We start from the raw sequence: 19,097 nt of genomic DNA, 5'->3' as shown, positions 1-19,097 counted from the left end.
TGCGGTTGCTGATTTTTCGAATCGTGGGTTCGGGGAATGAAGCTGCGGATTGAGGTTGGACTGTGCTAGATAGGGTTATGTATTTTTCCCCGATGACTAGACTCAGAAGGTTTCAAGATGCTAACTATCGATTATAACTCCTACAGGTCCGTGTCTAGCTTTAATAAGCGCGTCAGATTTCTTGTTCTTCATTATACGGCGGTTAACTTTGAAGAGTCGATCAAGGCTCTAACCAGCACAGTCAGTGCGCATTATCTAGTGCCTGATCCCATGGACCGGTCCTACATTGATGCTGGTTTCAAGGGTGTACGTGTTTTCAATATTGTAGATGAAAATGATCGTGCTTGGCACGCGGGGACTAGTAGTTGGTCGGGGCGTAATAATATCAATGACACCTCTATTGGTATCGAGACGGTCAACCTGGCTAGAGATGATGATGGTATATTCACATTTCCCAACTTCAATTCTGACCAAATTGAAGCGATTACCGAGCTGGCGTGGAATATTATTCAGCGCTATCCTGATATTGCTCCAACGAATGTGGTTGGCCACAGTGATATCGCTGTAGGTCGAAAAAGTGATCCTGGGGCGGCCTTTCCTTGGAAGGAATTGTATTCAGCAGGGATTGGAGCCTGGTATGATGATTCGGGTAAAGATAAATATATGGAGAAATTTTCAATTGATTTCCCATCCAAATCTGAGATTGTGGCTAAGTTAAGACGTTATGGGTATGATGTTTCCGGTACAGACTCAGATGTGGGTTATGCTAATTTGCTGCGTGCTTTCCAACTCCATTTCCGTCAGTCTAATTACAGTGGCAATGTCGACCTGGAGACATGCGCAATTATTTATGCGCTAGTCGATAAGTATTTTCCTGTATAGACCGTGCGCTAGGGAGCCTCCGAACAGGCTATCCATCAGCCAAAAATGGGCGGCGTGAGTATGCCGAAAAGCTGATTTTCCGCCACAGATTATTGCATAACCAAGGCAATGCCTTGGTTATTTACTCTCGCGGACGCACTGCTCCCGCCACTGGTCCCAGATTTTCGCACGTACCTGGGCTTTGGTCTTTTGATTTTGCGCCCTGCCTTGCACAGCGCACTGCGTTTGCTTAAATGCTTTTGATTGTTGCGTCGCAGCGGCATGCCGTAGATCGTAGTGCTAATTCAACACAGGTCGAGCGGCTTGTGCCGACTTGATAGAAGTTTTCCTAAGCGTTGGAAGCACAGCACCCAGCATAAGGTAAGCACTAAGAGTGTGGGGTCAATGAAGCGATTCCGGTCGTCTGACTTGAGCACGCTTCTGCGGCTGCCCAACAGTTCAGATTTCAGCTAGGTGCTGATGCACGAAGGCCACTGCCATCCCACCTTCGCCAACAGCGGTGGCTATTCTTTTGTAACCGCTCCACAGCGGCGCAATAAGCTCTCACCTACATCGAGAGATCTGGCGGCCTCGGGACAACTGTAGCCTTGGTCGAGCACCAGGCTGGCAGCCTCACGCTTGAAACTCGGGGTGAAGGTACGTCGTTGTCTGCTCATCGAACACCTCTGTATGGCGAGCATTCTCGCCTAAATGGATGTCCGGTTTCATTAGACCACTACAGTCACTCATATCGAAGTTTGCTTCGACCTCAGACCAGACCACATCCTCGTGCCTAATGTGGTAGCTCTTGATCATGTTCTCCGTGATGTGCCCGGCTATTGTCTCGCCATCTTCCCGATCCGTTTTTGAGGTGGTCGATAGTGCTCGCACTCCGTGGGAGCGCGGCATGTGTACCTCAGTCGGGAGCGAATGCCTACTGCGGAGCAGATGGACCTGTAGCAAACACGACAGCTCCCTTGACGCCCTCCGAATCTTGTCTACGGTCAGATGACATATCCCTATTTCTCAACACCTGTAAGGAGTAGTACCTATGTTCAAACGGACCTTGACCCTCACCGCTGTCGCTTTCAGCGCGCTCATGGCCACCTCGCTCGTTCATGCCGAAGGCGATGTCGCCAAAGATGTTCGAGACGGCGTCCGTGACGTTGACCGTGGTGTCGATCACGACGCCAAAGAAATCGACAAGGGCGTCAAGCACGACGACAAGGAGATCGACAAAGGTTTGAAGCACGACGACAAAGAGCGCCACAAAGAAGACAAGCACCTCGACAAAGAAGCCAAAAAGCATCTCTGATCTTACCGCTTAGTCGATCAAGGAAAACTACCTTATGAAGAAGACCTTAGCACTGTTGTTCTGCGCAGTTCTGCTTCCTGGTATCGCAATGGCCAAAGAGGACCGCCACAAGTGCGAGTCTGCTTTAGACAAACTGAAAGATGCCACTGAAGCTACCTTCACAGGTAATGGCCATCATGAGCACCAGCAGGCAAAAGAGGCTCACACGTCTGGTGATTACAAGAAATGTGCTGACCAGGCAGAGAAAGCCCTGTCTCATCAGAAGCCGGGCTGACCGTCAGATTTGATCATTGATCCCTATGTTGCAAGAGAGCTGCATTGCAGCCCTTTTCACTGGTTCGGTTTTTGATACCTACGGCTCGATCTGCATTTTTGAGCGCTGTGCGTGCCCTAAACGGATGAAGGTACGTTCATCTTATTCACGATTCCAAGCCCACAACGACTTCAGCCAGAGTCCCCATCCATCAGCCGCTCCAGCTCACCGTCGCTCGTCAATCATCTCCGTTTTCGATCCTGACAAACTCACCCCAGATTAAACCCCGTTTACCTACCTTTTTTCGTGTCTGTCTTCGGCTACATTCAGCTTGCAAGACCCAAGAACATATACCCCTCGAAGGAAGTGCTGACATGATCAAGAAAACGGTTGCTGCGATTGCGATTGCCCTGACCACCCTCATGACGGTGTCCATGGCACAGGCGGAAGGCGAGGTGGCAAAGGGCGTCCGGCATGATGTCCGCGAAGTGGACAAGGGTGCAAAACATGATGGCAAGGAAATCGACAAGGGCGCTCATCACCTGAACAAAGAACGCCACAAAGAAGGCAAGCACATCGACAAGACGGTGAAGAAAGACCTGTGAGGCGTCGATAACCGTTAGCGAGTCAATGCCACAGAGGGCCGCGATGCGGCCCTCTTTCTTTTTCTGCGAAAGACGGTCTTCAAGAAACAGTCGTCAAGAGGTCTACCGCTTCTCCAACTGCGCGAAGATCCACATCCCAAATAGCATCGCCGTCACGAACAGCAGCATCTATTGCCAGCAACACTACAGCCGGTCCAGGGCAGAGCCCGGCCAACACGCAGCACGTGGCGCACCCACAGCAGCGATGCCAACAGCAGACCGAGTAGGGACAGGGATTTTTCGCTCCAGCCCTCGCTGCCGCGCTGCAGTAAGCTTCCGAGCAGGCCGCTGATGCTGGCGATGCGGCCGTTGGTGACGATGAGCAGGCTGGTGGACACGCCGATCAGCGCGTCGCCGGTCAATGACGCCCATGGCGTGAAATTGCTCCAGTCGGTACCCATGCGACCTCTCCTGTGGAGACGGTTGTTTCGGTGTCTGGCGGGCGATGATGACAAACTGGTTTTCTGAGGTATCGAGCCTTTGATGCGGCCCTGATCATAAGGGCCGGCGCTCTATTTGCTTGCGACCCGTGTCCTTGGCCAGTAGCCTCGACGCTTCTTTGCATCTGCGTCGAGGATGCTGCGGCCAGCCGCGACGCTCGGTAACCGGGCGATGTTGATCGAATTGAACGTTTCAGCTCGCGATTGCGTCGGTACTTCCAAGTGTCTTTCAACGGAGGTACCCCATGAAGTATCGAGCACTCGGTAACACTGGCCTGTTAGTATCCGAGCTGGTGGTGGGCACGGTCCCATTCGGTGGGCGTGGCGCATTCGAGAAAACCGGCAGTGTGGACGTGGATCTGGCTCGACGTCAGTTCGACCTGGCGTTCGAGGCGGGGGTCAACCTGGTCGACACCGCTGACTTGTACTCCCACGGTTTGGCTGAGGAAATCGTCGGCAAAGCACTGGGTGCCAAACGTCAGTCGATCATTCTCGCCAGCAAAGCGCGCAGCCCGATGGGGGATAACCCCAACGACAGCGGTGCTTCGCGTTATCACCTGATCCGCGCCTGCGAGGCCAGCCTCAAGCGCCTGGGCACTGACCATATCGACCTGTACCAGATCCACAACTGGGACGGTATCACCCCGGTGGAGGAAACCCTGGCGGCGCTGGAACACTTGGTGCAGAGCGGCAAGGTCCGCTATTTCGGCACTTCCAACTACACCGCCTGGCAGATGATGAAGACCCTGGGCAGCGCGCGACTCAATGGCTGGCAACAGCCGGTGTCGCAGCAAATCTATTACACCCCCGAGGCACGCGAGGCGGAGTACGAACTGCTGCCGATGGCGCTGGACCAAGGCTTGGCGACCCTCGTGTGGGGGCCGCTGGGCGAGGGTCTGCTTACCGGCAAGGTGCGCCGTGGTCAGCAGACGCCGCCAGGCACACGCCAGGGTAATAACTGGCCAGAACCCTACGTGCATGACCGTGAGCGCGCCTACGACATCATCGAGACCTTGATCGAAGTTGGTCAGCGCCACGGCTGTTCGCCGGCGCGGGTGTGCCTGGCATGGCTCAAGGACCGCCCGGGCATCACCAGTGTGATCACTGCTGGCCGCTCGCTCGAGCAGTTGCAAGACAACCTGCAGGCGGTGGATCTGGTGCTGACGGCCGAGGATCTGGTACAGATCGAGCAAGCTACTCGCATTGCACCGCAGTATCCCTACTGGCATCGGATTGCAGCCGAGATGGATCGCATCGACCCGGCCGAGGCGCCGTTCATCGCACTGTATCGTGAAACCATGAAGCAGCGCGGCGAGTGACAGGATGCGAGGCGGCAGTCTGTCTGCCGCTTTTCCACGACTCGGCGGCTGTCGGCCTTCCTACTGAAACAGTGATTTCAGAAACGAGCCAGGCCCTGGCAATGTTCCAATTTCGACCTCTGCCGCATCTGCCGCCTGAGACCTCACCCCGAACACCGTGCTGTGGTCGTCTTGACTGCGGGCGAAAGCGATATAGCCATTCTCCAAGGGATGCACGTACTCGCCGGAGCGATAGCCGGGATAGTTCGGTGTTTGGTGGAAGTCGCTCTTGAACGCGACGATCGTCACTAGTGCCTTGAAGGTCGCGCTGAAATCTTCCGTGGCGTAGCTATAGCCCGTCGAAAGGAGAACGCCGGCATACAGGGCGCCCAGACCATGAAAGATCATCATCTGGCGGGGCGGCCCGGTCATAGGCTTGCTTCGCCACGGGTTGATCAAAAAGGCCAATTGTTGCCACACCGCCTCGAAGGGCAGGGTGACGAAGGCGACGATCATGATCATTACCGCCGCCAGTCCGAGCAGGATCCCCACCACCGCCAACCAGGCCGGGAGATAGAACAGCGCAGCCAGGAAGCCGACTGTAAGATCGAAGCTTTGCGGCGGTAGGCCCAGGCTCTCGGCCACCGCAAATCGGGCGCAGGCAGTGGCGATCAGCAGCGCCAGCAAATGCAGCAAGATGATGGGCGTTTTTGCGAAGGGCCTGTCCCAGGCGGCGTGCACCCAACGCGTCAAAGGCAGGCACCAGGCGATGAATCCGCACAGTACCAACGCACTGGTCAGGCCGGTGAGCGCGGTGAGCGAAGGAAGCCCAGTCTTCAGGTGACAGGCGAAGCCGAGCAGGTAGAGAACTATCGATGCGAGGTAGAAACGGTGGGAGACGGGGGTTCGCCGGTAGGCGTCGAGCAGTTTGGTTTTTAGCGCGTTCATGGGCGGGTCAGATTCCATTCAGTCAGTTCAGCCACGACCGCACGCCTGGGTGGCGATGGATCGGTTGCGAATTTTCTGAGGTGGAAGCTGTTCCTGCAAGGTGAAGCAGGCGCGCCGCGCTGTAGGTCGGTTCGCCAAAGCCGCTTGTCGCCTAGGCGACAGGACGCTGGCAGCGCAAGTGCTGTCAGCGCCACGCCGCGGTTCAACAGACCGCGATATGCGAATCCGCTCGCGGCTCGGTGCCGCCGCACAGCACGCCCGTGACAGGGTCGCGCACGATGATCTGGCCGCGGCCGAAATCGGTCAGGTCATGGGCGATTTCCACTTGGTGTCCACGCCGGGCCAGGGCGAAGGCCAGATCTCGCGAGGCGCCTTGTTCGATGCCGACCTTCATCTCGCCCAGCCACTGCCAGCGCGGGGCATCCAGGGCGGCCTGGGGATTGAGGCCGAAGTCCACCAGGTTCATCACCATCTGCACATGGCCCTGGGGCTGCATGTAGCCGCCCATCACGCCGAACGGACCGACCGCCACGCCGTCCTTGCTGAGAAAGCCCGGGATGATGGTGTGGAAAGTCTGCTTGCCCGGCGCCAGCGCGTTAGAGTGCCCTGGGTCGAGACTGAACTCCGAGCCGCGGTTTTGCAGGCCGATGCCGCTGTCGGGCAGCACCACGCCGGAGCCGAACCCGTGGTAGGCGCTCTGGATGAACGAGACCATGTTGCCTTCGCCGTCGGCGGTGGCGATGTACACCGTGCCGCTGGCATGCGGATCACCGTGCAGGGGGGCCTGGGCGCGCTCGCCGATCTCGGCGCGGCGACGGGCGGCGTAGGCTTCGCCCAGCAACTGCTCGGTGGCCATGCGCATGTGTTCGGGGTCGGTAATGTAGTGCAGTCCGTCGGCGTAGGCCTTCTTCATGGCCTCGAGCTGGCGATGCCAGGTGAGCTGGCTGTCGCGCTGGTCGAAGGTGTAGCCCTGGAGAATGTTGAGGGTCATCAGCGCGATCAGACCCTGGCCGCTGGGCGGAATCTCCCAGACGTCATAGCCGCGGTAGTTGAGCTTGATCGGCTCGACCCATTTGGGCCGGTAGCCGGCCAGGTCGGCGGCGCTCAGGTGTCCACCGCTGGCTGCCGCATGGTCGGCCAGGCGCTGGGCCAGCGGGCCGCGGTAGAAGCTTTCGCAGCGGGTTTCGGCCAGCTCGGCCAGGCTGTGGGCCTGGGCCGGATTGCGGAACAACTGGCCCGCCTGGGGCGCCTGTCCGTCGATCAGGAAGGTGTCGAACCAGGCTTGCAGGGCCGGTTCGCGTTCCAGGCTCGCCTGGTATTCGTCCTGGGCAATGCGCCACTGATGGGCGACCACCGGCGACACCGGGAAGCCATCGCGGGCCAGGGCGATGGCCGGTTGCAGCAGGTCGGCGAAGGGCAACTTGCCGAAGCGCTCGGACAGCGCGGCCCAGGCCGAGGGGATGCCGGGCACGGTGACTGGCAGCCAGCCGTGCACAGGCATCTTGTCGTGACCGGCGGCCTTCACCGCCTCGATCGACAGCGACGCTGGGGCGCGGCCGCTGGCATCCAGGCCGTGCAACTGGTCTTTTACCCAAACCAGCGCGAACGCGTCGCCGCCGATGGCGCAGCCGGTGGGCTCGACCACCGTGAGCGCGGCAGCGGTGGCGATGGCGGCGTCGATGGCGTTGCCGCCGGCGCGCAGGATGGTGATGCCGGCCTCGGCAGCCAGGGGCTGCGAGGTGGCGACCATGCCGTTGCGGGCGAAGACGCTCTGGCGCTGGGAGGCATAGGGGTATTCGTGGGCGGAGAAATCAAGCATGTCGGGGGACTCTTAAAAAGGGCTCTGCAGCCGTCATTGGCCAGTCTTGATCCGGGTCCATTCGCGGGTCATCACGCGCTGGATCTTCGGCGGCAGGTCGGCGGAGACGAACAGTTTTTCGATCACCGCGTCGCTGGGGTAGATGCCGGGGTTGTCGCGTACCTTGGGGTCGAGCAGGGCGGTGGCGTCACGGTTGGGGTTGGCATAACCGACGTAGTCGCTGACCTTGGCGATCACCTCGGGGCGCAGCAGGTAGTCGATCAGCGCCAAGGCGCCCTTGGGGTTCTGCGCGTCACGCGGGATAGCGAGCATGTCGAACCACAGGTTGGCGCCCTCCTTGGGGATCGAGTAGCGGATGTCGATGGCCTTGCCGGCTTCCTTGGCGTGGCTCTGCGCCTGCATGACATCGCCCGAGTAGCCGATCGCCACGCAGATGTCGCCATTGGCCAGGTCCGTGGTGTAGCGCGAGGAGTGGAAATAGGTCACCGACGGCGCCAGTTTCTGCAACAGGGCCGAGGCCTTGCGGTAATCGTCGGGATTCTGGCTGTTGGGATCCAGGCCGAGGTAGTGCAGGGCCTGAGGAATGATCTTCACCGGCGCATCGAGGAAGGCCACACCGCACTGATGGAGCTTGGCCAGGTTTTCCGGTTTGAACACCAGGTCCCAGGAGTCCACCGGCGCGTTGTCGCCGAGTACGGCCTTGACCTTGGCGACGTTGTAGCCAATGCCCACGGTGCCCCACATGTAGGGTACTGCGAAGCGGTTGCCGGGGTCGGCGGCCTCAAGGCGTTGCATCAGTCGCGGGTCCAGGTGCTTCCAGTTGGGTAACTGGCTACGGTCCAGCGGCTGGTAGATGCCGGCGTTGATCTGCTTGGTGAGGAACTGGCTGGACGGCACCACCAAGTCATAGCCGGAGTGGCCGGAGAGCAGCTTGGCTTCGAGCATCTCGTTGGTGTCGAAGACGTCGTACTGGACCTTGATGCCGCTGGCCTGATCGAACGCCTTGAGGGTGTCTGGGCCAATGTAGTCGGACCAGTTGTAGAAGCGTACCAGTGACTGGTCGGCCTGGGCGTTGACGCAGGCCAACAGGCCAAGTGCGGCGAGGGACGGCAGGGATGTGCGCATGGGTCGACCTCTACAGGACGCGGCTGAGAAATTCCCGCGTGCGCGGGTGGTGAGGGTTGCCGAACACTTGGGCCGGCGGGCCTTGCTCGATCAGCTCGCCCTGGTGCAGCACCACCACGCGGTCGGCCACTTCGCGGGCGAAGCCCATCTCGTGGGTCACGACCACCATGGTCATGCCGTCCTCGGCCAGCTCCTTCATGACCTGCAGCACTTCGCCAACGGTCTCCGGATCGAGGGCGCTTGTGGGTTCGTCGAACAGCATGGCCTGGGGCTTCATGGCCAGCGCGCGGGCGATGGCGACGCGCTGCTGCTGCCCGCCTGAAAGCTGCGCAGGGTAGTGCTCGGCCTTGTCGCTCAGGCGCACCCGGGCCAGCAGCGCTCGGGCCTGCTCCAGTGCCTCGGCGCGGGGCACGCCGAGCACGCCGGTCGGGGCCTCGATGATGTTCTCCAGCACCGTCATGTGCGGGAACAGGTTGAAGCGCTGGAACACCATGCCGATGTCGCGACGGCGGCGGGCGATGTTGCTTTCAGAGTCACGTACGCGCTTGCCGTCAGGGCGCTCGCGGTAGCCCATGAGCTCGCCGTTGACGCGGATGCTGCCGCCCTGGATGTCCTCGAGCAGGTTGATGCAGCGGATGAAGGTGGTCTTGCCGGAGCCGGAGGCGCCGATCAGCACCACCACCTCGCCTTTGTGCACCTCCAGGGACACGCCCTTGAGGATCTGCAGTTCGCCGAACGACTTGTGCACGTCGTTCGCCTGGATCACCACCGGGTGATGTGTGCCGGTCATCTCAGCGCCCCCTCAGCAGTTTCATGGCCTGCAGGCCGAACATTCGTCGTGGTGCCGACGCCACGTGGCCGTCGGCGCGCCCGAAACGTTTCTCCAGCCAGCGCTGGAACAGGCCCCAGAGCGTGGTCAGTGCCAGGAAGTAGATCGCCACCACCAGATACAGCTCGAACACCCGGAAAGTCGCGGAGGTGACCATCTGTGTGCTCAGCAGCAGTTCCTGAACGCCGATCACGCTGACCAGCGTGGTGTTCTTGAGCATCACGTTGAACTCATTGCCCAGCGGCGGCACGATCACCCGCAACGCCTGGGGCAGCACGATGCGCCGCATCAGTCGAGCAAAGGTCATGCCCAGCGAGCGTCCGGCCTCGTACTGGCCCTTGTCTACCGCGCCGATGCCGGCGCGGATGATCTCGGCCATGTAGGCGCCTTCGTTCAGGCCCAGGGCGATGATCGCTGCCTGGATGTTGCCGGGCAGCACGAACAGCCCCAGGTCCAGGTCCTGGAAGCGGAAGATGCCACCGGCGGCCAGTGCGGTGTAGAGAAACACGATCTGCACCAGCAGTGGCGTACCGCGCATCAGCCACACGTAGCAGCGCACCGGATATTGCAGCAGCGGGTTGGACGACAGCCGCATCAGGGCTGCCAACAGGCCCAGCAGACACCCCAGGAGCATGGCGCTGACCGCGATCACGCAGGTCAGCCACAGGCCGTACAGGTAGATGTCGCTGGGTCGCAGCAGGTATTGCCAGAACACGTCCCAATTGAAATTCATCGTGGTCGCCTCAGGTCAGTCCAGCTTGTCGCCTTCGATGTGCCACTTGGCGAGCAGCGCCTGGTAGCTGCCGTCGGCCTGCATGTCCTTGATGATCTGCGTCACCGCCGCGCTCACCTGCGGGTCGTCCTTGCGAAAGCCGAAACCGGTGAGGATGCGGGCGAAGGCCGGCACGCCGGTCTCGAACAGGTCGGGGGCCATGCCCTGGTAGTAGCCTGCGGTTTCCAGGGTGGTGCCGTAGGCATCGGCCTGCTGGATACGTAAGGCTTGGAAGGCGTCGGTGTCGGAGTTGTACACCACCACCTGCATGGGCGCTTTGCCGGCCTGCTTGAGCTTTTCGTTGTGGGCTTCGAGCAGGGTGCGGATGGTGGAGCCGTTGAGCACCGCGACTTTCTGGCCGGAGAGGTCATCCAGGGTATGGATGCCTTTGGGGTTGCCCTTGCCGACCACCACGGCCTGGCTGGAATACATGTAGTTGACCATGTCGATCACTTCGCGCCGTTCGGGCTTGTCGAACAGCTGGTCGGCGAGCATGTCGCACTGCCCGGCCAGCAGCGCCGGAATCAGCCCGGAGAAGGGCGTCACCCGCCAGTCGATGGGCTTGTCGCCCAGGCGTTTGGCAATCGCCTGGCCCAGTTCCACGGTGACCCCGGCCGGTTTCTGCGCGGCGTCGAAGAAGCCCATCGGCGGCGAGTCCATGGCGCCGCAGAACACCAGTTTGTCGGCGTGCTGCAGACGGTCGGGAATCTTGACCGCATCGGCTTGCGCCAGGGGCGCGGCAAGGCAAAGGGCGATGAGGCACTGCGGGATCCTGCGTACGAACATGGTCAGCTCCAGAAGGTGAGGTTGCCGTGGCAGTTCAGTGGGACAGACGAAGTGCGGGTCTCAGGTGCCCGTTGCTTCGAGGAATTCCAGCAGCGAAGGCACCGTGCCCTCGATATGTTCGCAGAGCACGCGCTGGGCCTGGACGGCGTCGCCGCTGCGCAAGGCATCGAGGATGACGGCGTGTTCTTCGCGGGCGCTCAAGGGTTTGTCGACATGCTGCAGCCACAGGCGCAGATGCGGCTCGATCACCGAGTACAACGCGCTGATCTGGCGCAGAAGGCGCGGGCGCTCGGCCAGGCTGCACAGGTAGTGATGAAAGGCGCGGTGACGGCCGATCCATTCGGCGCCGTCGTCGCGGCACTCGTCCATGTCGTCGAGCAACCGCTCCAGGCGATTGAGGTGACGTTCGTTCAGGTGCGCGACGGCGAGGCGGATGGCCAGGCCTTCGAGGGCGCTGCGCATCTCGAACACTTCACGCATTTCTTCGATGTTCAGGCCGCTGACGATGGCGCCGCGGTTCGGCCGTAGGTTCACCAGGCCTTCGGCGGCCAGGCGGCGGAACGCCTCGCGCACCGGCATGCGGCTCATGCCGATGTCATTGGCGATGTCTTCGGCGATCAGCCGGTCACCGGTGCGGTAGCGGCCCTTGCAGATGGCGTCGAGCAGAAAGGCGTAGGCCTCTTCTTCGGCGGTGGCGGGCTGACGGGGGTAGGGCGAGACCAGATGCATACCGTATTCCTTGTGGATTTCTGTATCCAATTATCCATGTAGGCAGTAATGCACCGTGCGTGCCAGTTTTGGTGTTGGAAGCAAGCTGTTGAATGGCAAAGGAATGTTGAAACGACGCAGGTGTAATTGATGCGCTGGGTTGGAGCAGGTATCACTTTTGTGCCCCGTGGGCGGGCGTTTGGAAACGTTCGGTAACAAAAGGGGCTTACCGCTGGCCACGCCCGTATCAACCGCTTTTTGAGAGGCGGTTCACGTCTGGAGCGTGGACAAGTCGACCGCTGAGCAATCTTCGTTGCTATCAAGGGAACGTATCCAAGTCGCTGATTTCATACGCTCAGAATCCGCTAACCATGCCGTAAAACCCTGATGGTCCGCCCAACATGAACTCAATCAAGGACAGCGATACATCCCGTACTCGCTCGCCTGAGCCCGGCTTTCTGCGCGATGGCGGAACGGTCGCCACGTTGCTGCAGCGGCTGGACTGGAGCACGTCGCCCCTGGGCGATCCGCAGGGCTGGCCGCTGGGCCTGAAAACCTTGATGGGCACCATTCTTCCTGCCCAGGCGCAAATCGTACTGTTCTGGGGGCCGCAGTACTTGGCGCTGTACAACGATGCGTACGCCCCGACCATCGGCGCCAAGCATCCGCATGCCTTGGGCCGCCCGGCCATCGAGCACTGGCGCGAGCTGTGGGACGACCTTGAGCCGCTGCTGCGCAACGTGCGCGAGACCGGCGAGACGTTTTCGGCCAAGGACCGTGCCTTTTACCTGGAACGTCACGGCGTCGGTGAGACCGTGTATTTCGATGTGTCCTATTCGGCGGTGCGCGAGGCCAATGGCAGTGTCGGCGGCGTGCTGTGCATCGTCACCGAGACCACTGAGCGGGTGCAGTTCGAGCGGCGCCAAGCGTTTCTATTGGCGCTGGGCAAGGCCTTGCCGGAGATCGCCGAGGCCGAGGCCATCGAGGTTCACGTCACACGCAGACTCGGCGAAGAGTTGCGCGCGTCACGGGTGTGGTTGGCCGAGGACCTGGGCGATGGTGAGCGCTATCGTGTCACCCGCGACTGGGTCGACGGCGTATCGTCTCAGACCGGTGAAGGCGCCTGGAGCGAGCACGGCGCACAGGTGCACGCGTATTTGCAGACCGGCCGTCCGCTGCTCGGGAATCGTCTGGCCGGCGCGTCGGCTGAACCTTGCGCCAGCCTGAAGGTGCCGTTGTTACGTGCGGGTGTGTTGGAGGCGATGCTGTGCGTGGATTTCGACCGTCCCCAGGTACTCGCCGTGGACCAATGTCGCCTGGTGGAAGAAGCCGCCCAACTGGCCTGGTCGGCGATCCTCCATGCCCGCGCCCAACAGGCGTTGCACGCCAGTTCCGCGCACCTGGAAGCCACGCTGCTGGAACTGATGACGCTCAATACCACGCTGGAGGAGCGCGTCGCCAGCATGCTGGCAGAGCGTGAGTCGGACCTCATGCAGTTGCACGAAGCGCGCAAGATGGAAACCATCGGCCAGCTCACTGGCGGCATTGCCCATGACTTCAACAACATGCTCACGCCCATCATCGCTACGCTGGAGCTGATCGCCCGACGCCCCGACGACACCGCGCGCTCGGCGCGCCTGATCGAAGGTGCGCTGCAGGCGGCGGACCGCGCCCGCAGCCTGGTCGGTCGCCTGCTCAGTTTTGCCCGGCGCCAGACCCTCAAGCCGCAACCGGTGTCACTGGCGACGCTGGTCAGCGACATGCACGAACTGATCAGCCGTTCGCTGGGGCCGACCATCGCCATCCACATCGACATTGCCGCCGACCTGCCCGCCGCAGTGATCGATCCGCATCAATTGGAGGTGGCGCTGCTCAACCTGGTGGTCAACGCCCGTGACGCCATGGCTCAGGGTGGGCACCTGCGGATCAGCGCCGGCCTGGACAGCGCGCGCGAGGATCGTCCGGCAGGCTTGGAGGCAGGCCAGGTGATCTGGTTGGAGGTGGCCGACACCGGCTGCGGCATGAGCGAAGACGTGCTGGCCCACTGTTTCGAACCGTTCTATTCCACCAAGGGCGTCGGCAAGGGTACTGGGCTGGGACTGCCCATGGTGCAGGGGCTGTCGCTGCAGTCCGGCGGCGACTTCGCCATCCGCTCGCAACTGGGCAAGGGGACGGTAGCGACGCTGTGGTTGCCAGTGAGTGCCGATTACCGTCCAAGCCGGGAAGACTACGCCCAGGAGGTGCCCAGCGCTCAAGGGCCGGTGCGGGTGCTGTTGGTGGACGACGAAGCCATCGTGCGTCAGGTGACGGCCATGCAATTGCGTGACCTGGGCTACCAGGTTACCGAGGCCGCCAGTGCCGCCGAAGCACGTACGCTGCTGGAGCAGGGCTTGGCGCTGGAGGTGCTGGTCACCGATCAGGTGATGCCTGAGCAGACTGGCACCGAGCTGGCCAAGCACTTACGCGTGCATTGGCCCGAACTGCCCGTGCTGATCATCACCGGTTACGCCAACCTCACGCCCCGTGAACTGTGCGGGTACGAGGTGCTGCGCAAACCCTTTCGGCGCAGCGAGCTGGCCCGTAGCCTGGCGCGGTTGGTGCCGTCGGTCTGACGCCGAGTCCGCGCGCCCTGGCGGTGCTAGCCGCCCAGGACGCTGTCGAGCAGCTGACACACCTGTTCGGCCGAGTAAGGTTTGGCCAGGAAGGGAAAGCCTTGATGGCCGCCTTCAGCGATTGCATCGCTGTATCCGGAAGCCAGGATCACTGGCAGGTGCGGTTGGCTGCGACGCAGTTCACGGGCCAGGGCCAAGCCGCCCATGCCAGGCATCACCACATCTGAGAACACCACGTCGAAGGGGTCTTCGTTCATGTGCATCTGCGCCAGGGCATCTTCGGCCGAGGTGGCCCAACTGACTTGGTAGCCATGGTCCTTGAGAATCTGCGCGGTGAAGCTGCCCAGGTCGCGGTTGTCTTCCACCACCAGTATTCGCCGTGGCCCGTGCTCCACGGTGACCGGCGAGCTAGGCTCGGGGGCGGCGTGGGCGTCGGTGGCGCGCTCCTGCGGCAGATAAAGGGTAAAGGTGGTGCCCTGGCCGGGCACGCTGGTGACCTGCACGTCGCCGCCGGATTGCTTGACGAAACCGAACACCTGCGACAGGCCCAGACCCGTGCCCTGACCGGAGGCCTTGGTGGTGAAGAACGGGTCGAAAATACGTTCGAGCAGGTCCTGGGCGATGCCCACGCCGTTGTCGATCACCGAGATCGCGGCGAAGGTTCCACCCAGGCCCGGTTGCCCATGCAGCGTCGGCACCACCTGATCCGGCTGCAGGCGCAGGCGCAGCACGCCTTCACCATTCATGGCATCGCGGCCGTTGATCATCAAGTTGATCACAGCCGTCTCCAGTTGGGCGAGGTCGGCACGGATATGGCACGGCGTGTCCGGCAATTCCAGGTTGACCTGGATGCGTGCGCCGGTCGCGGTATCGAGCATTTCGGCCATGGCCTCGAGCCGTGGGCCGGCTTCGAACACCTGCGGGCTGAGGGCTTGCCGGCGGGCGAAGGCCAGCAACTGGCCGGTGAGCTTGGCGCCGCGATCGACGGTGTCGGCCACGGTTTTGAGATAGCGCTGACGGCGGCTGTCGTCCAGGTCCGGACGCTGCAGGAAGTGCAGGGAAGAGCGGATGATGGTCAGCAGGTTGTTGAAATCGTGGGCCACGCCGCCGGTGAGCTGGCCGATGGCTTCGAGTTTCTGGGTCTGGCGCAGCAGCGCTTCGGTGTGCAGCAACTGTTCGGTGCGTTCCTCCACCCGCTGTTCCAGCGTGGCGTTGAGCACCTCCAGCGCCTGTAGCGTCTCGCGCGCCTCGGTGCTGGCCTGCACGCGCTGGATGTGTGCCCAGGAGCGCTCGGTCACTTCGCTGATCAGCGCGTACTCGTAGCCGGTCCACAGCCGGGGCTGCTGGTCGTTGATGGCCATCAGGGCCGTCAGGCGCCCGTCCTTGACCAGCGGCCTGCAGATCGTCGCGCTGACGCCCATGCCGGCGAAAGCCACGGCTTCGGCAGGGTCGAGCTCGGCGTCGCGGTCGTTGATCACCAGCGCATCACCGGCGCGCAGGCGCTGCTGGGCCAACTGCCCGAAGTCGGCCAGCCGGTACTGGCCAAGCAATTGCGGTAACCCAGGGGCGACCCAGTCGCCGCAGACGGTGAAGCCATCCTGGTCCGGGGCCATGAGCGCGTAGGCGCAACTGGACAGGTTCAGATGCTCGCCCAGTCGAGCCGTGGTGATGGCCAGAATGCACTCCGGCTCGGTGACGTTGGCCACGGCGCGGCCAAGGTCGTCGAGAAATTTCAGACGCTGGTTGGCCACCACGTTGGCGGTGGTTTCGTTGACCGTATCGAGCATGCCGACCACGCGACCGTGCTGGTCACGGATCGGGCTGTAGCAGAAGGTGAAATAGGCGCGTTCGGGCCGATCATGGCGTTCGATGACCAACGGGAAGTCTTCGATGTACACGGCTTGACCCGCGAGGGCGCGCTGCGCCATGCCTTCGATCTCGCTCCAGGCCTCCTGCCACACGTGGCTGAACGGACGGCCCAGTGCCAGGGGTTTGTCCCCGAGGATTTCGATGAAGGCGTCGTTGTACAGGGTAATCAGCTCGTCGCCCCACAGCACCGCCTGGGCGAAGCGCGAGCCCAGGCACAGCGCCACGGTGGTCTTGAGGACATCAGGCCAGGTGTCCAGGGGGCCAAGCGGCGTTGCCGCCCAGTCGTGGGTGCGGATGCGCTCGGCCATGTGTCCGCCGCCTTCCAGCCAATTCGCCATGAAAATTGCCGCTTCGCTTGTCAGGAGCGCATAGGGTGCACCGGGAATGGCTGGCTGGCGAGCGATTTGTGCCGATCGGACGTGCAGTGCGGCTCAGCGCATGAAGTGCACTTTGCCGCTGTCGTCATTGCCCATGTAAATGCCATACACACCTGCCTGGCGTTCGAGGATATAACGCTCGAGGATCTGCCGGATCGCGGGGTAGTAGATCTCGTCCCAGGGAATGTCTTCGGGTGCGAAGAAACGGTAGTCGAGGGTTTCGGGGCCGAATTGGCCGGTTTCCTCGGTGGCGATGGCGCGGAAGACGATGTACACCTCGCTGATCTTCGGCACGCTGAAGATCGAGTAAGGCGAGACGATGTCGGCGCGCACGCCGGTCTCCTCCCACACCTCGCGCAGCGCCGCCTGCTCGGTGGTTTCCCCGGCCTCCATGAACCCGGCTGGCAGCGTCCAGGTACCAGGGCGCGGCGGGATGGCGCGCTGGCACAGCAGGTAGCGACCGTCGCGCTCGATGATGCAGCCGGCGATGATCTTCGGATTGATGTAGTGGATATAGCCGCAGGCCGGGCAGTGCTGGCGAGCATGGGTATCGCCGGTGGGGACGCCCCGGTCCAGTGCCGTGGTGCAGTGCGGGCAGTAGCGCGGGGCGTTGGGCATGTCAGCGGCCTATGCGAGGGTCCTTCAGGGCCAAGGGCGCGACGATGTCGCGCACCTGGGCGTTGTCGTCCTGCTTCTGGCGCAGGTACTCAAGGGCCACCTTGGCGGCGGCGCGCACGTGATCGACGGAGGCCTGGTGCGCTGCTTTCGGGTCGCCGCTCTTGATCGCCTCGACCATCTTCTCCATCTCCCGGTTGCTGGCCCCACGGCGGTTCTGCTGCGACACCGAGGTGGCGCGCAGGTAGCTGATGCGGGCCTGCAACTGGCGCAACTGGGTGGCGGCGACGTGGTTGCCCGAGCCTTCGAGCAGCACATCGTAGAAGCCTTGCACCGAATCGAGCACCTGCTGCAGTTCGCCTTCTTGCAGCGCTTCACGGTTCACTTCCAGGGCACGCTCGAGGGCGCGGATGTCCTTGGCCTTGGCGTTGAGGGTGAACAGTTGGACGATCAGCCCTTCGAGTACGCAGCGCAGCTCGTAGATGTCGCGCGCATCCTCCAAGGTGATGATTGCCACTCGCGGGCCCTTGGCGTCGGCGAACTCCACCAGGCCTTCGGACTCCAGGTGACGCAGCGCTTCACGCACCGAGGTGCGGCTGACGCCCAGGCGGTCACAGAGGTCGCGCTCGACCAGGCGGTCGCCGGGCAGCAGGTGGAAGTTCATGATCGCCGCGCGCAGCTTGTCGAGCACGATTTCGCGGAGCGTGACGGGGTTGCGGTTGACCTTGAAGCTGTCGTCGAGTGGCTGGCGTTTCATCAGGGGAGCTCTGTGTGTGGCTGTTGCGCCAGGCTCGAAGCGCCCCGAACCCAGACGCTCCTTGCAGTGGTTCGACAGCCCGCTGTTAACGGGTGGGCTCCGCGTCGGCTTCGGCGAACGCTTCGCGGGCCAGGCGGAAGCTGTCCACCGCCGCGGGTACGCCGCAATAGATGCCGACCTGGAGCAGGATTTCACGAATCTGTTCCCGGCTCAGACCATTACGCAAAGCGCCGCGGATGTGCAGCTTGAGCTCGTGGGGCCGGTTGAGGGCGGAAATCATCGCCAAGTTTATCATGCTGCGCTCTTTGAGCGACAAGCCGTCACGGCCCCAGACATGGCCCCAGCAGTATTCGGTGACCAGGTCCTGCAGCGGCTTGGTGAAATCGTCGGCGTTCTGCATCGAACGGTTGACGTACGCCTCGCCCAGCACCTGGGTGCGGATCTTCAGGCCTTTTTCGTACTTCTCGTTGCTCATCGGCGGGGCTCCTGGAGAAGGTCGATAAGAAGAAATGAGCGCGAAGCCTCGGTTGAATCCATCGTCGGCTCACGCACGATGAATTCAACCCCGGTCCTCAGCCCAGCGGCGGCAGCGCGCCGAGCTTGCCCTTGTGATAGAGCATTGGCGTCACCGGTTCGGCCGGCAGCACCAGGTTCTTCACGGCGCCGACGATGATCGCATGATCACCGCCATCGTACTCGCGCCACAGCTCGCACTCGATGATCGCCGTGGCCTTGGCCAGCAGCGGGTTGCCCAGCTCGCTCAGGTGCCAGTCGATGCCCTTGGCCTTGTCCTTGCCTTTGCCCGCGAAGGCATAGGCCTCGGCCGTCTGCTCGGCGGACAGCAGGTGGATGGCGAACTGCTTGCTGTCGCGCAGGATCGGGTAGGTGTCGGAGGCGTAGTTGGGGCAGAACAACACCAGCGCCGGTTCGATCGACAGCGCACTGAAGGCGCTGGCGGTGATGCCGACGATACCGCCCTGCGGATCGAGGGTGGTGACCACGGTGACGCCGGACGGGAAGGAGCCCATCACGTCTTTGTAGATGCCAGGTTCGATCATCTCGTGCTACC

General features: G+C 62.0%; 18 protein-coding genes and 2 pseudogenes. 6 read left to right on the top strand and 14 right to left on the bottom strand.

Annotation, left to right across the window (positions count from 1 at the left end; all coding sequences use genetic code 11):
- Positions 1 to 117: 117 nt before the first annotated feature.
- Positions 118 to 882, top strand: a complete 765-nt coding sequence (locus GKC70_RS14340; protein ID WP_342649040.1) for an N-acetylmuramoyl-L-alanine amidase — start codon at positions 118 to 120, stop codon at positions 880 to 882.
- Positions 883 to 1,409: 527 nt separating this feature from the next.
- Here the strand turns inward: GKC70_RS14340 and GKC70_RS14335 are convergent.
- Positions 1,410 to 1,538: pseudogene (locus GKC70_RS14335) on the bottom strand (transposase); the annotation flags it as partial.
- A gap of 422 nt (positions 1,539 to 1,960) precedes the next feature.
- Here GKC70_RS14335 and GKC70_RS14330 point away from each other — a divergent pair.
- From GKC70_RS14330 to GKC70_RS14320, 3 genes are all read left to right on the top strand, one after another.
- Entirely contained in the window at positions 1,961 to 2,176 is a 216-nt protein-coding gene (locus GKC70_RS14330) for a hypothetical protein (protein WP_162889586.1), read from the top strand.
- A 34-nt stretch (positions 2,177 to 2,210) separates the two neighbouring features.
- Positions 2,211 to 2,450 (top strand): hypothetical protein, encoded by a 240-nt coding sequence (locus GKC70_RS14325; protein WP_342649039.1) that lies wholly within the window; start codon positions 2,211 to 2,213, stop codon positions 2,448 to 2,450.
- Between the two features lie 353 nt (positions 2,451 to 2,803).
- Entirely contained in the window at positions 2,804 to 3,034 is a 231-nt protein-coding gene (locus GKC70_RS14320; RefSeq protein WP_116887974.1) for a hypothetical protein, read from the top strand.
- 233 nt (positions 3,035 to 3,267) lie between these two features.
- On the opposite strand, the pseudogene GKC70_RS14315 reads toward GKC70_RS14320, so the two are convergent.
- Positions 3,268 to 3,474 (bottom strand): annotated as a pseudogene (locus GKC70_RS14315) (YeeE/YedE family protein); the annotation flags it as partial.
- A 284-nt stretch (positions 3,475 to 3,758) separates the two neighbouring features.
- On the opposite strand from GKC70_RS14315, the gene GKC70_RS14310 reads away from it, so the two are divergent.
- Complete coding sequence (locus GKC70_RS14310; RefSeq protein WP_342649038.1) at positions 3,759 to 4,832, top strand: aldo/keto reductase; 1,074 nt, start codon at positions 3,759 to 3,761, stop codon at positions 4,830 to 4,832.
- Positions 4,833 to 4,892: 60 nt separating this feature from the next.
- Here the strand turns inward: GKC70_RS14310 and GKC70_RS14305 are convergent, their stop codons facing one another.
- From GKC70_RS14305 to GKC70_RS14275, 7 genes are all read right to left on the bottom strand, one after another.
- Entirely contained in the window at positions 4,893 to 5,759 is an 867-nt protein-coding gene (locus tag GKC70_RS14305; RefSeq protein ID WP_342649037.1) for a hypothetical protein, read from the bottom strand.
- A gap of 202 nt (positions 5,760 to 5,961) precedes the next feature.
- Complete coding sequence (locus GKC70_RS14300; protein WP_342649036.1) at positions 5,962 to 7,578, bottom strand: gamma-glutamyltransferase family protein; 1,617 nt, start codon at positions 7,576 to 7,578, stop codon at positions 5,962 to 5,964.
- Positions 7,579 to 7,611: 33 nt separating this feature from the next.
- On the bottom strand, positions 7,612 to 8,703 hold the full coding sequence (locus tag GKC70_RS14295) for a polyamine ABC transporter substrate-binding protein (RefSeq protein WP_317870253.1): 1,092 nt from the start codon (positions 8,701 to 8,703) through the stop codon (positions 7,612 to 7,614).
- A gap of 10 nt (positions 8,704 to 8,713) precedes the next feature.
- Positions 8,714 to 9,493 (bottom strand): amino acid ABC transporter ATP-binding protein, encoded by a 780-nt coding sequence (locus GKC70_RS14290; RefSeq protein WP_116887982.1) that lies wholly within the window; start codon positions 9,491 to 9,493, stop codon positions 8,714 to 8,716.
- A gap of 1 nt (position 9,494) precedes the next feature.
- On the bottom strand, positions 9,495 to 10,265 hold the full coding sequence (locus GKC70_RS14285; protein ID WP_039576963.1) for an amino acid ABC transporter permease: 771 nt from the start codon (positions 10,263 to 10,265) through the stop codon (positions 9,495 to 9,497).
- Between the two features lie 15 nt (positions 10,266 to 10,280).
- Positions 10,281 to 11,090: an ABC transporter substrate-binding protein gene (locus GKC70_RS14280; protein WP_342649035.1), complete on the bottom strand. Its 810-nt coding sequence runs from the start codon at positions 11,088 to 11,090 to the stop codon at positions 10,281 to 10,283.
- 60 nt (positions 11,091 to 11,150) lie between these two features.
- Positions 11,151 to 11,819 carry a GntR family transcriptional regulator gene (locus tag GKC70_RS14275; RefSeq protein WP_342649034.1) on the bottom strand — a complete coding sequence of 223 codons (669 nt, stop codon included), beginning with the start codon at positions 11,817 to 11,819 and terminating at the stop codon, positions 11,151 to 11,153.
- 380 nt (positions 11,820 to 12,199) lie between these two features.
- Between GKC70_RS14275 and GKC70_RS14270 the strand changes: the two genes are divergently transcribed.
- Positions 12,200 to 14,410 (top strand): ATP-binding protein, encoded by a 2,211-nt coding sequence (locus GKC70_RS14270; protein WP_342649033.1) that lies wholly within the window; start codon positions 12,200 to 12,202, stop codon positions 14,408 to 14,410.
- Positions 14,411 to 14,436: 26 nt separating this feature from the next.
- Here the strand turns inward: GKC70_RS14270 and GKC70_RS14265 are convergent, their stop codons facing one another.
- From GKC70_RS14265 to GKC70_RS14245, 5 genes are all read right to left on the bottom strand, one after another.
- A complete protein-coding gene (locus tag GKC70_RS14265) occupies positions 14,437 to 16,617 on the bottom strand; it encodes an ATP-binding protein (protein ID WP_342649032.1) in 2,181 nt (726 codons plus the stop codon).
- 93 nt (positions 16,618 to 16,710) lie between these two features.
- Positions 16,711 to 17,274, bottom strand: coding sequence for an NUDIX hydrolase (locus GKC70_RS14260; protein WP_039576977.1), 564 nt, complete (start codon positions 17,272 to 17,274; stop codon positions 16,711 to 16,713).
- A 1-nt stretch (position 17,275) separates the two neighbouring features.
- Complete coding sequence (locus GKC70_RS14255) at positions 17,276 to 18,028, bottom strand: GntR family transcriptional regulator (protein WP_342649031.1); 753 nt, start codon at positions 18,026 to 18,028, stop codon at positions 17,276 to 17,278.
- An 85-nt stretch (positions 18,029 to 18,113) separates the two neighbouring features.
- Entirely contained in the window at positions 18,114 to 18,503 is a 390-nt protein-coding gene (gene pcaC / locus GKC70_RS14250; RefSeq protein WP_317870264.1) for a 4-carboxymuconolactone decarboxylase, read from the bottom strand.
- A gap of 97 nt (positions 18,504 to 18,600) precedes the next feature.
- On the bottom strand, positions 18,601 to 19,086 hold the full coding sequence (locus GKC70_RS14245; RefSeq protein WP_039576980.1) for a flavin reductase family protein: 486 nt from the start codon (positions 19,084 to 19,086) through the stop codon (positions 18,601 to 18,603).
- Positions 19,087 to 19,097 lie beyond the last annotated feature (11 nt).

The organism is Pseudomonas sp. REB1044 (assembly GCF_038813925.1).
In the GTDB taxonomy this organism is placed as follows: Bacteria; Pseudomonadota; Gammaproteobacteria; order Pseudomonadales; family Pseudomonadaceae; genus Aquipseudomonas; species Aquipseudomonas boreofloridensis.
This window is presented reverse-complemented; position numbering and strand designations above follow the sequence as displayed.

Coding starts and splice junctions, on each gene's coding strand:
- GKC70_RS14330 (WP_162889586.1), top strand. CDS start 1,961: ATGGCCACCTCGCTCGTTCATGCCGAAGGCGATGTCGCCAAAGATGTT.
- pcaC (WP_317870264.1), bottom strand. CDS start 18,503: ATGAGCAACGAGAAGTACGAAAAAGGCCTGAAGATCCGCACCCAGGTG.
- GKC70_RS14305 (WP_342649037.1), bottom strand. CDS start 5,759: ATGAACGCGCTAAAAACCAAACTGCTCGACGCCTACCGGCGAACCCCC.
- GKC70_RS14275 (WP_342649034.1), bottom strand. CDS start 11,819: ATGCATCTGGTCTCGCCCTACCCCCGTCAGCCCGCCACCGCCGAAGAA.
- GKC70_RS14280 (WP_342649035.1), bottom strand. CDS start 11,090: ATGTTCGTACGCAGGATCCCGCAGTGCCTCATCGCCCTTTGCCTTGCC.
- GKC70_RS14270 (WP_342649033.1), top strand. CDS start 12,200: ATGAACTCAATCAAGGACAGCGATACATCCCGTACTCGCTCGCCTGAG.
- GKC70_RS14295 (WP_317870253.1), bottom strand. CDS start 8,703: ATGCGCACATCCCTGCCGTCCCTCGCCGCACTTGGCCTGTTGGCCTGC.
- GKC70_RS14285 (WP_039576963.1), bottom strand. CDS start 10,265: ATGAATTTCAATTGGGACGTGTTCTGGCAATACCTGCTGCGACCCAGC.
- GKC70_RS14260 (WP_039576977.1), bottom strand. CDS start 17,274: ATGCCCAACGCCCCGCGCTACTGCCCGCACTGCACCACGGCACTGGAC.
- GKC70_RS14290 (WP_116887982.1), bottom strand. CDS start 9,493: ATGACCGGCACACATCACCCGGTGGTGATCCAGGCGAACGACGTGCAC.
- GKC70_RS14300 (WP_342649036.1), bottom strand. CDS start 7,578: ATGCTTGATTTCTCCGCCCACGAATACCCCTATGCCTCCCAGCGCCAG.
- GKC70_RS14310 (WP_342649038.1), top strand. CDS start 3,759: ATGAAGTATCGAGCACTCGGTAACACTGGCCTGTTAGTATCCGAGCTG.
- GKC70_RS14325 (WP_342649039.1), top strand. CDS start 2,211: ATGAAGAAGACCTTAGCACTGTTGTTCTGCGCAGTTCTGCTTCCTGGT.
- GKC70_RS14245 (WP_039576980.1), bottom strand. CDS start 19,086: ATGATCGAACCTGGCATCTACAAAGACGTGATGGGCTCCTTCCCGTCC.
- GKC70_RS14255 (WP_342649031.1), bottom strand. CDS start 18,028: ATGAAACGCCAGCCACTCGACGACAGCTTCAAGGTCAACCGCAACCCC.
- GKC70_RS14265 (WP_342649032.1), bottom strand. CDS start 16,617: ATGGCGAATTGGCTGGAAGGCGGCGGACACATGGCCGAGCGCATCCGC.
- GKC70_RS14340 (WP_342649040.1), top strand. CDS start 118: ATGCTAACTATCGATTATAACTCCTACAGGTCCGTGTCTAGCTTTAAT.
- GKC70_RS14320 (WP_116887974.1), top strand. CDS start 2,804: ATGATCAAGAAAACGGTTGCTGCGATTGCGATTGCCCTGACCACCCTC.